Here is a 14,522-nt window from a genome sequence, read left to right on the forward strand (position 1 = left end):
GGCTCGACGACGTGAGCGCATCGACCGAACCGACCACCACCCCTCCTGCCCGCCCGGTCGGCGGCTGGTCCGCCGGGGAGCCGCCCTGGTGGACGAGCGCGGTGGTCTACCAGGTCTACCCGCGGTCCTTCCAGGACTCGGACGGTGACGGGATCGGTGACCTGCCCGGGATCGAGCGGCGGCTCGACCACCTCGTGGCCCTGGGCGTCGACGTCGTGTGGCTCTCGCCCGTGTACCGCTCGCCCCAGGACGACAACGGCTACGACATCAGCGACTACCAGGACATCGACCCGATGTTCGGGACGCTCGAGGACTTCGACCGGCTGCTGGCCGCGGCGCACGACCGGGGCCTGCGGGTCGTCATGGACCTGGTGGTGAACCACTCCTCGGACGAGCACGCCTGGTTCCGCGAGTCGCGCTCCAGCCGAACCGACGCGCGGCGTGACTGGTACTGGTGGCGCCCGGCGCGCGAGGGCATGGAGCCCGGCACGCCCGGGGCCGAGCCCAACAACTGGCGCTCGTTCTTCGGCGGCCCCGCGTGGGAGTACGACGAGGCGACGGGCGAGTACTACCTGCACCTGTTCTCCCGCAAGCAGCCGGACCTCAACTGGGAGAACCCGGACGTCCGCCGCGCGGTCCACGACATGATGACGTGGTGGCTCGACCGCGGCGTCGACGGGTTCCGCATGGACGTCATCAACCTCATCTCGAAGGTCCCGGGGCTGCCCGACGGCGAGGTCCACTACGGCGCGTACGGAGACGGCAGCCCGTTCTACACGAGCGGCCCGCGCGTGCACGAGTTCCTCCAGGAGATGCACCGCGAGGTCTTCGCCGGGCGGCCCGAGAAGCTCCTGACGGTGGGCGAGACCCCGGGGGTCACGATCGAGGACGGCGTGCTCTTCACGGATCCCGAGCGCCGCGAGGTCGACATGGTGTTCCAGTTCGAGCACGTGGGCATCGACCACGGGTCGAGCAAGTGGGACGTCAAGCCTCTGCGCCTGACGGACCTCAAGGCGACGTTCGGGCGCTGGCAGGTGGGGCTCGCGGAGCGCGGCTGGAACTCGCTCTACTGGAACAACCACGACCAGCCACGCATCGTGTCGCGGTTCGGGGACGACGGCGAGCACCGCGTCGCCTCGGCCAAGGCGCTCGCGCTGCTGCTGCACCTGCACCGGGGGACCCCGTACGTCTACCAGGGCGAGGAGCTCGGGATGACGAACGCGGGCTTCACGTCGATCGACCAGTACCAGGACATCGAGTCCCTGGGGCACTTCCACGAGCTGGTCGACGCGGGCGTCGCGACCGAGGAGCAGATGCTCGTCGCGCTGCGCGCCATGAGCCGCGACAACGCCCGTACTCCCGTGCAGTGGGACGCGTCGGAGCACGCGGGCTTCACGACGGGCACGCCGTGGCTCGCGGTCAACCCGAACCACGTCACGATCAACGCGGAGGCCGAGCGCGCCGACGACGGCTCGGTCTTCCACTTCTACCGCCGCCTGGTCGCGCTGCGCCACGACGTCGCGGTCGTCGCGCTGGGTGACTTCCACATGCTGCTCCCGGAGCACGAGGCCGTGTACGCGTTCACGCGCACGCTCGACCTGCCCGCGCCCGCCGAGGGGCCCGACGGCGCAGCGGCCGCCGCGAGCACGGCGTCGCGCGACGAGCTGCTCGTCCTGGTCAACGTCGGCGGCGCCGAGCAGGAGGTCCCCCCGGAGGTCCTGGCCGGCTGGGAGGGCGCCGAGGTGCTGATCGGGACGCACGACGACGCGAGCGCGGGCCGAGCCGGCGCGCTGCGCCCCTGGGAAGGCGTGGTCCTGAGGAGGTCGTGAGCCCGTCCCGGGCCGCGGGGAGGCGACCCGTCGGACCCGGGCCGGCCACCGCCGTCGGGCCGGACGTCCCATTCCCTGAGACGTCCGGCTCGACGCATGACATCCCCGAGGCAAGGGCGTAGTGTGCACAACGTGCAGACGATCCTTCTCGTAGTACTTCCTGAGCGCGCCGGCTGAGGCCAAGCAACCAGGTCTCGTCAGCGCGCTCACCCCTCGAAGAGCCCTCACCGGGTACGAGGGGTTTTTTCATGTCACGACCACGACTGTCACGGCCCTCCCTCCGGGCACACCCCGCCCCGGAAGCGGCCACCGTCGCACCACACCGCGACCGCACAGCACGGAGAGCAGCACCAGCACCAAGAGCAGTACCAGCACCACCACGGTGAGCTCGATCCAGCCGGTGGCAGCCAGCCGCCACCGAGAAACAGGAGATACCGATGGTCCAGGGTCCCCACCCGGCACCGCCGACGCAGAGCGCCCCCGCGCCCGCCGGTGAGGCCGCGGCGCCGAAGCCAGCCCCGTCCCCCGCGAGCGTCGCAGCCCGCCCCGAGAGCCGAGCCCGCTCCGCGGCGCCGGGCGAACGTGCGGTGAGCTCCGTCGTCGGGCCCGAGGAGGTCACGGGCGCGCAGTCGATCGTCCGCTCGCTCGAGGAAGCCGGCGTGGACGTCGTCTTCGGCATCCCCGGCGGCGCGATCCTGCCCACGTACGACCCGCTCATGGACTCCAAGAAGCTCCGCCACATCCTCGTGCGCCACGAGCAGGGTGGCGGCCACGCGGCCTCGGGCTACGCCCACGCGACCGGTCGAGTCGGCGTGACCATGGCGACGTCCGGCCCCGGCGCGACGAACCTCGTCACGCCCATCGCCGACGCCAACATGGACTCGATCCCGCTCGTCGCGATCACGGGCCAGGTCGGCGCGTCCCTGATCGGGACCGACGCCTTCCAGGAAGCGGACATCGTCGGCATCACCCTGCCGATCACCAAGCACAACTTCCTCGTGACCGACCCGGACGAGATCCCGCGCGTCATCGCCGAGGCCTTCCACATCGCCCAGACCGGGCGTCCCGGGCCCGTCCTCGTCGACATCGCCAAGTCGGCCATGCAGGCCCGCACCACGTTCTCGTGGCCCCAGGAGCTCCAGCTGCCCGGGTACCACCCCGTGACCAAGCCGCACTCCAAGCAGATCCGCGAGGCCGCCCGCCTGCTCGCGACGGCCAGGCGCCCCGTGCTGTACGTGGGCGGTGGCGCGATCCGCGCCAACGCCTCGGCCGAGCTGCGCCGGCTCGTGGACCTGTCGGGCGCTCCCGTGGTGACCACGCTCATGGCCCGCGGCGCGCTGCCCGACTCGCACCCGCAGAACCTCGGCATGCCCGGCATGCACGGCACGGTCCCCGCGGTCGCGGCGCTCCAGAAGGCCGACCTCATCGTCGCCCTGGGCGCGCGCTTCGACGACCGGGTGACGGGCGTGCTGTCGAGCTTCGCCCCGCACGCCACGATCGTCCACGCGGACATCGACCCCGCGGAGATCGGCAAGAACCGTGAGGTCGACGTCCCGATCGTGGGCGACCTGCGCGAGGTGCTCTCGGACCTCGTGCCCGAGCTCGAGCGCGAGCACGGCGCCAAGGGCAAGCCGGACCTCGGCGCCTGGTGGCACCAGATCGACGACTGGCGCGAGACCTACCCGCTGGGCTACTCCGAGCCCGAGGACGGCCACCTCGCCCCGCAGCACGTCATCCAGCGCCTGGGTGAGATCTCCGGCCCCGACTCGATCTACGTCGCGGGCGTCGGCCAGCACCAGATGTGGGCCGCCCAGTTCATCCGCTACGAGCACCCCAAGACGTGGCTCAACTCGGGCGGGCTCGGCACCATGGGCTACTCGATCCCCGCCGCGATGGGCGCCAAGGTCGGCCAGCCCGACAAGACCGTCTGGGCGATCGACGGCGACGGCTGCTTCCAGATGACCAACCAGGAGCTCGCGACCTGCACGATCAACGAGATCCCCATCAAGGTCGCGCTGATCAACAACTCCTCGCTCGGCATGGTCCGCCAGTGGCAGACCCTGTTCTACGAGTCCCGCTACTCCAACACCGACCTCCACACGGGGCGCGGGACGCAGCGCGTTCCCGACTTCGTGAAGCTCGCCGACGCCTACGGCTGCGAGGGCATCCGGGTCGAGTCCAAGAGCGAGGTCGACGCCGCCATCAAGCGCGCCATGGAGATCGACGACCGTCCCGTCGTCGTCGACTTCAACGTCTCGCGCGACGCGATGGTGTGGCCCATGGTCGCCTCGGGCGTCAGCAACGACAACATCCAGTACGCACGCGGCATCTCGCCCGCGTGGGACCGCGAAGACTGAGTCCGGGGAGAGCCGCAACCATGTCCCGTCACACCCTCTCCGTGCTCGTGGAGAACAAGCCCGGCGTGCTCACGCGCGTCGCGGGCCTGTTCGCCCGGCGCGCGTTCAACATCCACTCGCTCGCCGTGGGCCCCACGGAGCACGAGGAGATCTCGCGCATCACCGTGGTCGTCGACGTCGACCAGAACCCGCTCGAGCAGGTCACCAAGCAGCTCAACAAGCTCGTCAACGTGATCAAGATCGTCGAGCTCGACCAGGCCTCGTCGGTCCAGCGCGAGCTGCTGCTCGTCAAGGTCCGCGCCGACGGCGCCAACCGCACGGGCGTCCTCGAGGTCGTCGAGCTGTTCCGCGCCAAGGTCGTCGACGTCGTCCCCGACGCCGTGACGATCGAGGCCACCGGCACGCCCGAGAAGCTCGCGGCCCTCCTCGGTGCGCTCGAGCCCTACGGCGTCCGTGAGATCGTCAAGTCCGGCACCGTGGCCGTCGGCCGTGGCGCCCGCTCCATCACCGACCGGGCGCTCGACCGCGCCCACCGGTCCGCCTGACCCGTCCTCCCGGTGGACACCCCCACACTGCCCACCGCCGTCGAACTATCGTGTTCGGCATCACCTCAAGAACCCAAGGAGTAACACCGTGGCAGAGCTCTTCTACGACGACGACGCCGACCTCACGATCATCCAGCAGAAGAAGGTCGCGGTCGTCGGATACGGCAGCCAGGGGCACGCGCACGCGCTGAACCTCCGCGACTCGGGCGTCCAGGTCGTCATCGCACTCAAGGAAGGCTCCAAGTCGATCGCCAAGGCGACCGACGAGGGCTTCGAGGTCAAGACGGTCGCCGAGGCCGCCCAGTGGGCCGACCTCATCATGATCCTCGCGCCGGACCAGCACCAGCGCTCGATCTACAACGACGAGATCAAGCCGAACCTGGCCGCCGGCAAGACGCTCGCGTTCGCGCACGGCTTCAACATCCGCTTCGGCTACATCGAGGCCCCCGAGGGCGTCGACGTCATCCTCGTCGCCCCCAAGGCGCCGGGCCACACGGTGCGTCGCGAGTTCGTCGCGGGCCGCGGCATCCCCGACATCATCGCCGTCGAGAAGGACGCGTCGGGCCACGCGTGGGACACCGCGCTCTCGTACGCGAAGGCTATCGGCGGCACGCGTGCCGGCGTCATCAAGACGACGTTCACCGAGGAGACCGAGACCGACCTGTTCGGTGAGCAGGCCGTCCTGTGCGGTGGCGTGTCGCAGCTCGTCCAGTACGGCTTCGAGACCCTCACCGAGGCCGGCTACCAGCCGGAGATCGCCTACTTCGAGGTCCTGCACGAGCTCAAGCTCATCGTCGACCTCATGTGGGAGGGCGGCATCGCCAAGCAGCGCTGGTCCGTCTCCGACACGGCCGAGTACGGCGACTACGTCTCGGGCCCCCGCGTGATCGACCCGCGGGTCAAGGAGAACATGAAGGCCGTCCTCGGGGACATCCAGAACGGCGCGTTCGCGAAGCGCTTCATCGACGACCAGGACGCGGGCGCACCCGAGTTCAAGGAGCTCCGCGCCAAGGGCGAGGCGCACCCGATCGAGGCCACGGGCCGCGAGCTGCGCGGGATGTTCGCGTGGGCGAAGTCGGGCGACGACGACTACGCCGAGGGTTCGGTCGGTCGCTGACCTCCGCTCCGCTCCGGCGAACCTTCTGAGGAGGGTGACCCGTGCTGCGCGATCTTCCATCCGGCCTGGCGGCCTCCCGCCAGACCCGACCACGATCGCGCAGCACGGGTCACCCTCCTTCTGCGTCGTCGGGAGTCCGGATCGCACGGCCCGACGGCGGTGCCTCCTCGGTCGCTCGGGTCGCGCCTCGGTACCTGTGCGTGCGCACGGTCGCGCCTGCGGTGACGATGACGGGTGCTGGCGCCCGGGGCGACGGGGTAGGTCCGCCAGGGCGACAGGTGCTCGCGCCGGGGGCCGTGCCGGTTCGCCGAGGGGGACGTGCTCCTCCGACGAGACGGTCGACCGGGTGGATTCTGAGCGACATCCACCGGTGAAAGTGCGACAAGACGGGCAGTCCGGCGCTCCGTGGTCCACCATGGACGCATGAGCGACGACATCGACCGCAGGGCAGACGGCACGAGCGCCGGTTCGAGCGAGGACCCGCGAGCCGCAGAGCTCCTGGAGTTCTGGGAGACCGCGCGCGTGCGTGCGGGGGAGGGCAAGGTCGGAGTGGTGACCGGGTTCGGTGTCTCCGCGACCGTCCCGCCCCCGGCCTGGTCGTTCGGCGACAACCCCGAGCTCGCCGACGGGCTGCTCCACGCGGTGCTCTCGGGCGAGAAGACCGCGACGTCGTCCTCGCACTGGGAGTACGACGACGAGACCCCGGTGCCGGCCGTCGGCGAGCTGTCCATCATCCTGGACGGCGACGGCCACCCGCGTGCGCTGATCCGCACCACGTCCGTCGAGATCCTGCCCTTCGACCAGGTCGACGCCGACTTCGCGGCGGCCGAGGGCGAGGACGACCGGACGCTCGAGGCATGGCGTGCCGGGCACCGCGACTACTTCACGAGGGTCCTGGTCGGCCACGAGTTCCGCGACGACATGCCCGTGGTCTGCGAGCGCTTCGAGCTGCGGTTCCCGCGCAAGCGATGACTCCAGCGGAGCTGCAGACGGCCTCGGGCATGTTCGCCGACCGGCTGCGTGTCCTGGTCGTCGCGGCGCACCCCGACGAACCCGACGAGTACGCAGGAGGCATCGCCGCACGGCTCGCCCTGGCCGGTCACGGCGTGAAGTTCCTGTCGCTGACGAACGGCGACGCCGGGCACTGGTCGACGCCCCGCAAGGCTCTCGCGCGCCGGCGTGCGGCCGAGGCGTTCGCCGCGGCGCGCGAGCTCGGCGTGCAGGAGTACGAGATCCTCGACGAGCACGACGGCGAGCTCGTGCCGGGCATCGCGCTCCGTCGTGAGGTGGTCGCCAGGATCCGCCGCTGGCAGGCGGACCTGGTCGTCACGTTCCACGACGAGTGCCCCGGCCATCTCGACAACCGCGCGGCCGGACGCCTCGTGCGCGAGGCGGTCTCCGTCGTCGGGCTCGCGAACGTCGTGCCCCGCGTCCCAGCCCTGGCGATCCCGCCCGTGTGCCTGCTCATGCCCGACCACGACGCGCTCGCCCACCACCGGCACGACGTGGTGGTCGACGTGAGCAGCACGATCGAGGCCAAGCTGCGGGCCTGCCTGGCCCACGCCTCGCAGTTCCTGGAGTTCGCGCCCTGGCAGCGCGGGCTGCTCGACCAGGTCCCGCCCGCGAGCGACCCCGCGGGGCAGCGGGCGTTCGTGCTCGAGCACTGGGAGCCGTACCTGTACACCCAGCCCGAGATGCGCGCGGCGGTCGCCGCGGCAGGCCTCGACCCCGTCGGGGAGTACGCCGAGTCGTTCCAGCTCGCCGACTACGGGCGGGCGACCACGGCGGCCGAGGTGCGCGCCCTGCTGGGGTGAGCGGAGATCGCGGCGAGCGGACGGCGCATGGTGCGCTCCGCCGTCGGGCAGGAGGGCCACGACCGCCAGAGGGTGGGTGGTGGTCGCCGTCCCAGGCCGCGACCACCACCCGTCGGGGCAGGTGAGAGGAGCTACCCCGAGTGCGAGGGCGCGCGGGCGGCGGTCGTCGTGCTGGGGCGCGCCGCCGGGGAGGAGACGGGCGGAGCGCCGTGGTCCGCGAGGTGCAGCGAGACCCGGTCGAGCAGCAGGGAGCGGACGTCGGCCGCGACGACGGCCTCGGCCCCGCGCAGCACGGGGGCGACCGGCACCAGGGTCGGCGCGATGGGCGCCACGCCCTGCTCGGTGTCGATGAGGTGGCTGCGGGTCGCGTCCGCGAGCCGCTGCCCGCCCGCGATGCACGTGGGGCCGCCGAGCACCAGAAGGTGCGGCTCGACGACCGCGACGACCGGCTGCACCACGGCAGCGACACGACGACCGAAGTCCTCGACGAGCGCCACCACCGCGGGGCTGTCGGGGTCGGCAGCCATGGCCGCGAGGATCTCGTCGTAGGTTTCGCCCGGGACGCCGTGGCGGCCAGCGAGCTCTTCGAAGCGGCGCCCGCCCACGAGGTCCTGCAGGTTCATCGAGTGGTCGTCGTACTCGCGGACCGTCACGGGGACCGGCAGGTAGCCGAGCTCGCCCGCGGCCCCCGTCGCGCCGTGGTGGAGCGACCCGTCGATCAGCGTGCCGAGGCCGATGCCTCCGCCGAGCCAGAGCAGCGAGAAGCTCTTCTCGGTGCGACGGCCCGCGTCGCGCTCGGCGATCGTGGCGAGGTTGACGTCGTTCTCGATCCGGACCGGGACGCCGAGATCCTCCTCGAGGAGCGAGCGGACGGCGAGCAGGGGCCACCCCGGCAGGTCACCCACGAGCCAGAGGTCCCCGCTGACCGGGTCGGCCGCAGCCTGGACCCCGGCGACGATCGTCCCGACCCGCTCGACGGGCACGCCCGCGTCCGCGCAGGCAGCGTCCCACGCGGCGCGGACGTCGCGGATCGCGGTGCGCTCCGCGGACGTGGGGACCTCGGCCGCGCCGAGGACGTTCCCGCGGGCGTCGACCACGCTCGCCTGCACTCCTGTCGGGAGGACGTCGAGAGCCAGGCCCACGACGACGTCGGTGCGCGCGGCGTACATGACGGCCTGCGGACCGCGCGCCCCCTGGACCGCTCCGGTCGCCTCGATCAGCCCGGCGGTCTCGAGGCGAGCGACGATCTGGGAGGATGTAGGGCGGGAGACGCCGGTGAGGTCGCCGATCTGGGACCGTGTCATGGGGCCGGTGTCGAGCAGGAGCTCGAGCGCTGCGCGGTCGTTGATCGTGCGGAGCAGTCCCGGTGTTCCTGGGATGTGCGTGCGGGACACGTCGTTGCGGCCTCTCTGCCAGCGTCTTAGGAAAGTTTCCTAAGAGTTCCCTACTCTGGCGATTTGTGCAAGTTGAGATGCAGGCGCGGCCATCGGTGGCCCGGATCGGCCGCTTGTACACCATCGCCGAGGCGCGCTGCGATCGTTGGCGGCGAAGAGAGCGCATCCCGGCGCACCGCATGGCGAAGGGCCGCGGAAACTCGCGGATCGCGCCGTCGGGAGCGTTCGAGGGGTGAGATGGGCGTCCCGAGGACTGGCGCCCGGGCGTAGCGTTCGTCGCATGACGCGCAACATCGAACTGGCAGTGGTGGCCGGAGACGGCATCGGCATCGAGGTCGTCGAGCAGGGCCTCGCGGTCCTCGAGGCGGCTCTCACGGGCTCCGACGTCAAGGTCTCCACGACCCCCTTCGACCTGGGTGCGCGCCGCTGGCACGCGACCGGCGAGACCCTCACGGACGAGGACCTCGCGGCCATCCGCACCCACGACGCGATCCTCCTGGGCGCGATCGGCGACCCCACGGTCCCGTCGGGCGTCCTCGAGCGCGGCCTGCTGCTCAAGCTGCGCTTCGCGCTGGACCACTACGTCAACCTCCGCCCGGGCAAGCTGTACCCCGGCGTGAAGTCCCCGCTGGCGGACCCGGGCGAGATCGACTTCGTCGTCGTCCGCGAGGGCACCGAAGGGCCGTACGTCGGCAACGGCGGCGCGCTGCGCGTCGGCACGCCGCACGAGATCGCGACCGAGGTCTCCGTGAACACCGCGTTCGGCGTCGAGCGTGTCGTGCGCGACGCGTTCGCCCGCGCCCAGGCGCGCCCCCGCAAGCACCTGACGCTCGTGCACAAGCACAACGTCCTGGTCCACGCCGGCCACCTGTGGCGCCGCACGGTCGAGGCCGTCAACGCCGAGTTCCCGGACGTCACCACGGACTACCTGCACGTGGACGCAGCCACGATCTTCCTCACGACGAACCCGTCGCGATTCGACGTCATCGTCACCGACAACCTGTTCGGCGACATCCTGACGGACCAGGCCGCCGCGATCACGGGCGGCATCGGCCTCGCAGCCTCGGCCAACATCAACCCGGACCGCACGGCCCCCTCCATGTTCGAGCCGGTGCACGGCTCGGCCCCCGACATCGCGGGCCAGGGCAAGGCGGACCCCACCGCCACGGTCCTGTCCGTCGCGATGCTGCTCGACCACCTCGGCCTGACCGAGCAGTCGCAGCGCGTCGAGGCCGCGGTCGCCGCGGACCTCGCCGAGCGGGGGAGCCGAGTACGGTCGACGGCCGAGGTGGGGCGCGAGCTCGCTGCCCGCGTCGCCGGCTGATCGGTCCCCGATTCGCCGTCGCGCCGCCGTTCGTCCCCCCGCGCGGGGGTCGGACGGCGGCGCGCACCCTCTGCCGTCCTCACCGCTCCCACGTCCTCTTCGAAGACCCGGGAGTTCTCGCCCGCCCTGCGGGCGCCACGAGGCGCTCCGTCATGGAAAACTAGGCGACGAACCCACCCGGGTCGCCAGGTGAAAGGCCCATGACATGACTTCCCCCCTCACAGCGCAGCCCGCTTCCTCGGCCGAGGACCTCGTCGCGCTCTTCGACATCCGCCCCTCGGACACCCCCACCTCTCCCGAGGCGAGGGCCGCAGCGATCGCCGCCCCCAAGTTCGGCACCGTGTTCTCGGACCACATGGCCCGGATCAGCTGGAACGCGACCGACGGCTGGATCGACCGCCGCATCGAGAAGTACGGTCCGCTCCAGCTCGACCCGGCCACCGCGGTCCTGCACTACGCCCAGGAGATCTTCGAAGGTCTCAAGGCGTACCGCCACCAGGACGGGTCCGTGTGGACCTTCCGTCCTGAGGCCAACGCAGCCCGCTTCGCCCGCTCGGCCCACCGTCTCGCGCTCCCCGCGCTCTCGGTCGACGACTTCATCGGCTCGATCACGGCGCTCGTGCGCACCGACATCGAGTGGGTCCCGGACGGCGAGGAGGCGAGCCTCTACCTGCGTCCGTTCATGTACGCCTCGGAGTCGTTCCTGGGTGTGCGCGCCTCGCTCGAGGCCGAGTACCTCGTGATCGCCTCGCCCGTGGGCCCGTACTTCTCGGGAGGCGTCAAGCCCGTCTCGATCTGGGTCGACCGCGAGTACAGCCGCGCCGGCGCGGGAGGCACGGGAGACGCCAAGTGCGGCGGCAACTACGCCTCGAGCCTCCTGCCGCAGACGCTCGCGCAGGAGAAGGGCTTCGAGCAGGTCTGCTTCCTCGACTCGTCGACGAACACCTTCCTCGAGGAGCTCGGCGGCATGAACGTGTTCGTCGTCAAGGCGGACGGCTCGGTCGAGACCCCCGAGCTCACGGGCTCGATCCTCGAGGGCGTGACGCGCTCGTCGATCATCCAGCTCCTCACGGACCGCGGGCACGACGTGAACGAGCGTCGCATCCCGCTCGAGGAGCTCCTGGCCGACATGCGCTCGGGCGCCGTGACTGAGGTCTTCGCGTGCGGGACCGCGGCGGTCGTCACGCCGATCGGTCGTCTGGGCGGGTCGAACTTCGACCACACGATCGCCGACGGCGGCGCGGGTGAGCTCACGCTCGCGATCCGCGGCGAGCTCACCGACATCCAGAACGGCCGTGCGGCCGACCGGCACGGCTGGATGACGCGCCTGGCCTGACGGACCGCCGCTGACCTGCCACCGGGTGCGGAGCAGCCGTCACCGATCGACGCGATCGGTGACGGGTGCTCCGCACCCGGCGTCTCTCCAGGTCTCAGACCGCCCGGCGCACGATCGTCCGGCCGGCGACCCCCGCGAGCAGCGACCAGACCGCGACCCCGATCAGCAGGTTCACGAGCCCGGACAGCGCGGCCGACGTGGTGTCCGACGTCCAGGCGAACGGCAGGGCCGTGATGACGACGGTCACGAGCGCCATGATCCAACCGAAGAACGCTCGCGGCCTCGGCGTCGTGAGGATCAGCAGGTGCAGCAGGCCCGCCGCGAGGAGGGCCAGGATCGCCCCGTCGATCGCGAACGCGGCCTGGTGCGAGCCGGTCGTGAAGATGTCCGGCGGTGGGACGAGCGTGAACGAGAAGATGCGCTCGAGGATGATGACCGCCACGAGGCCGATGAGCGCCGCGACGAGCGCAGTGGCGGCGGCGCCGGCCCAGAAGCGGCCCACCTCGACCGCGAGACGCGGGTCCGCGGGGTTGACGGGCTCGTGCGGTGCGGGGAAGTCGGCCCGCGGGTCGGGCGGGACGACGGGCGGGATCGCAGGAGGCACTCCCTGGGGGAATCCGGGGGAGCCGGGCTGCGGGACGTTGCCGCGGGGCGGGAAGTTCGGGTCGCTCATGGTGCGTCTCCTGTCGTTGCAGGCTGCCGTTCCGGGCGCTCACTGGTCGGGGTGCTCAGTCCGTGGACACCGTCCCATCCTCGTGGCTGCTGTGGCAGCATGTGTCCTGTGACACACCTCGTCTCCCACCTCATTATCGAGTAGCGCGCCCGGCCACCACACCGGACGCGCAAACCTCCCGCACCCTCGGGGGGTTTTTTTGTTGCCTGACACCACCCCCGTCGGGCTTCGAAGCGCCGGGCACGAGCTTCACGAGAGCGACAGCCCGGCGCGTGGGAACGACGAGCACCCGGTGGCGCGCAGAAGCGTCCCGCCCTGATCCACCTAGAGTGGTCTCGCCCAGGCGGCACCGCTGGACCCCGAGATTCTCCCCAGAGAGCGGCACGATGACTTCCCAGGTGAACCCCGTAGCTCCTGCCACAGCGAGCGCACCCTCGACGTTCCACGTCTACGACACGACCCTGCGCGACGGCGCGCAGCAGGAGGGCATGAACCTCTCCGTCTCCGACAAGCTCGCGATCGCGCCCTTGCTCGACGAGCTGGGCGTGGGGTTCATCGAGGGTGGGTGGCCCGGGGCCATCCCCAAGGACACCGACTTCTTCTCGCGCGCGGCCAAGGAGCTCACGCTCAAGAACGCCGTGCTGGCCGCGTTCGGCGCCACGCGCAAGGCAGGGATCCGGGCCGCGGACGACCAGCAGGTCCTCGCCCTCGTCGCGTCTCAGGCGCCCGTCGTGACGCTCGTCGCGAAGTCCGACATCCGCCACGCCGAGCGCGCGCTACGGACCACCGGTGCCGAGAACCTCGCCATGATCACCGACACGGTCGCCTTCCTCGTGGCCGAGGGGCGTCGCGTGGTCCTGGACGCCGAGCACTTCTTCGACGGCTACCGGTTCGACCCGGCCTACTCGCGCGCCGCGGTCGAGGCCGCGTTCGCCGCGGGAGCCGAGGTCGTGGCGCTGTGCGACACCAACGGCGGCATGCTGCCCGAGTGGGTCGGCGAGATCGTCACGGACCTGCGCGACACCGTCGGGATCCCGGACGGCCTCCTCGCCCAGGCCGGCGACCCCCTCCTCGGCATGCACGCGCACAACGACTCGGGCTGCGCGGTCGCGAACTCGCTCGCGGCCGTCGCCGCAGGGGCCGCGCACGTCCAGGGGACCGTCAACGGCTACGGCGAGCGCACCGGGAACGCGGACCTCATCACGGTCGTCGCGAACCTCGAGCTCAAGCACGGGCGCACGCTGCTCGTCGACGGCGGCCTGCAGGAGACCACGCGCATCGCGCACGCGATCAGCGAGATCACCAACATCTCCCCGTACGCGCGCCAGCCGTACGTCGGGGCGAGCGCGTTCGCGCACAAGGCCGGGCTGCACGCCTCGGCGATCAAGGTCGACCCGGACCTCTACCAGCACATCGAGCCCACGCTCGTGGGCAACGACATGCGCATGCTCATCTCGGACATGGCAGGCCGCGCGTCGATCGAGCTCAAGGGCCGCGAGATGGGCTTCGACCTGTCGGACCAGGCCGACGTGCTCTCGCGCGTGACGCACCGCGTCAAGGAGGCCGAGGCCCGCGGGTACACCTACGACGCGGCGGACGCCTCGTTCGAGCTGCTGCTGCGGGAGGAGATCGCGGGCGAGCGGCCGCAGTACTTCCGGGTCGAGAGCTGGCGCACGATCGTCGAGCGGGCCGGGGGACGTGGCACCGAGGCGACGGCCGAGGCGACCGTCAAGCTGCACGCCGGAGGCAAGCGCATCGTCAAGACGGGCGAGGGCAACGGGCCCGTGAACGCGCTCGACCACGCGCTGCGGCTCGCGCTGCGGCGCGTCTACCCGGAGATCGAGGCGTTCGAGCTGATCGACTTCAAGGTCCGCATCCTCGACACCGAGCAGGGCACGGATGCCATCACGCGCGTCCTCATCGAGATGACCGACGGGGCGACGTCCTGGTCGACGGTCGGCGTCGGGCCGAACCTCATCGAGGCGGCCTGGGAGGCGCTGACGGACTCCGCGATCTACGGGCTCATCCACGCGGGCGTCCTGCCGCGCTGATCTCCGGCAGGTCCCGGCGTCCGCTCGGCCCGGCCCCTGCGACGCAGGAGCGGGCGTGGCCTCCCGGTCACGCCCGTTCCCG

At 71.4% G+C, this 14,522-nt stretch carries 11 protein-coding genes; 9 read left to right on the forward strand and 2 right to left on the reverse strand.

Going from position 1 to position 14,522, the window contains the following annotated elements:
- The first annotated feature begins 11 nt into the window (after positions 1–11).
- The 6 genes from ACFWGN_RS13190 to ACFWGN_RS13215 all read left to right on the forward strand — a co-directional run bounded on the left by ACFWGN_RS13190 (position 12) and on the right by ACFWGN_RS13215 (position 7,662).
- Complete coding sequence (locus ACFWGN_RS13190) at positions 12–1,829, forward strand: alpha-glucosidase (RefSeq protein WP_377617360.1); 1,818 nt, start codon at positions 12–14, stop codon at positions 1,827–1,829.
- A 437-nt stretch (positions 1,830–2,266) separates the two neighbouring features.
- Positions 2,267–4,186, forward strand: coding sequence for an acetolactate synthase large subunit (locus ACFWGN_RS13195; protein WP_191803482.1), 1,920 nt, complete (start codon positions 2,267–2,269; stop codon positions 4,184–4,186).
- 20 nt (positions 4,187–4,206) lie between these two features.
- Positions 4,207–4,731 carry an acetolactate synthase small subunit gene (gene ilvN / locus ACFWGN_RS13200; RefSeq protein ID WP_377617363.1) on the forward strand — a complete coding sequence of 175 codons (525 nt, stop codon included), beginning with the start codon at positions 4,207–4,209 and terminating at the stop codon, positions 4,729–4,731.
- Positions 4,732–4,819: 88 nt separating this feature from the next.
- Entirely contained in the window at positions 4,820–5,848 is a 1,029-nt protein-coding gene (ilvC, locus tag ACFWGN_RS13205; RefSeq protein ID WP_377617365.1) for a ketol-acid reductoisomerase, read from the forward strand.
- 423 nt (positions 5,849–6,271) lie between these two features.
- Positions 6,272–6,820 carry an ASCH domain-containing protein gene (locus tag ACFWGN_RS13210; RefSeq protein WP_377617367.1) on the forward strand — a complete coding sequence of 183 codons (549 nt, stop codon included), beginning with the start codon at positions 6,272–6,274 and terminating at the stop codon, positions 6,818–6,820.
- A complete protein-coding gene (locus ACFWGN_RS13215) occupies positions 6,817–7,662 on the forward strand; it encodes a PIG-L deacetylase family protein (protein ID WP_377617369.1) in 846 nt (281 codons plus the stop codon). The genes ACFWGN_RS13210 and ACFWGN_RS13215 overlap by 4 nt, the downstream gene beginning before the upstream one ends.
- Positions 7,663–7,793: 131 nt before the next feature.
- Here ACFWGN_RS13215 and ACFWGN_RS13220 read toward each other — a convergent pair whose 3' ends face one another.
- A complete protein-coding gene (locus tag ACFWGN_RS13220) occupies positions 7,794–9,056 on the reverse strand; it encodes an ROK family protein (protein ID WP_377617371.1) in 1,263 nt (420 codons plus the stop codon).
- 280 nt (positions 9,057–9,336) lie between these two features.
- On the opposite strand from ACFWGN_RS13220, the gene ACFWGN_RS13225 reads away from it, so the two are divergent.
- The gene (locus ACFWGN_RS13225) at positions 9,337–10,380 is read left to right on the forward strand and encodes a 3-isopropylmalate dehydrogenase (protein WP_056654478.1); all 1,044 of its coding nucleotides are present in this window, start codon (positions 9,337–9,339) and stop codon (positions 10,378–10,380) included.
- Positions 10,381–10,585: 205 nt separating this feature from the next.
- The gene (locus tag ACFWGN_RS13230) at positions 10,586–11,716 is read left to right on the forward strand and encodes a branched-chain amino acid aminotransferase (protein WP_377617373.1); all 1,131 of its coding nucleotides are present in this window, start codon (positions 10,586–10,588) and stop codon (positions 11,714–11,716) included.
- 94 nt (positions 11,717–11,810) lie between these two features.
- On the opposite strand, the gene ACFWGN_RS13235 is transcribed toward ACFWGN_RS13230, so the two are convergent.
- Positions 11,811–12,389 carry a DUF6069 family protein gene (locus ACFWGN_RS13235; RefSeq protein WP_377617375.1) on the reverse strand — a complete coding sequence of 193 codons (579 nt, stop codon included), beginning with the start codon at positions 12,387–12,389 and terminating at the stop codon, positions 11,811–11,813.
- Between the two features lie 386 nt (positions 12,390–12,775).
- Between ACFWGN_RS13235 and cimA the strand changes: the two genes are divergently transcribed.
- Positions 12,776–14,440, forward strand: a complete 1,665-nt coding sequence (gene cimA, locus ACFWGN_RS13240; protein ID WP_377617377.1) for a citramalate synthase — start codon at positions 12,776–12,778, stop codon at positions 14,438–14,440.
- The last annotated feature ends 82 nt before the right edge of the window (positions 14,441–14,522 follow it).

The organism is Oerskovia sp. NPDC060338, from assembly GCF_042726295.1.
Lineage (GTDB): Bacteria > Actinomycetota > Actinomycetes > Actinomycetales > Cellulomonadaceae > Oerskovia > Oerskovia merdavium.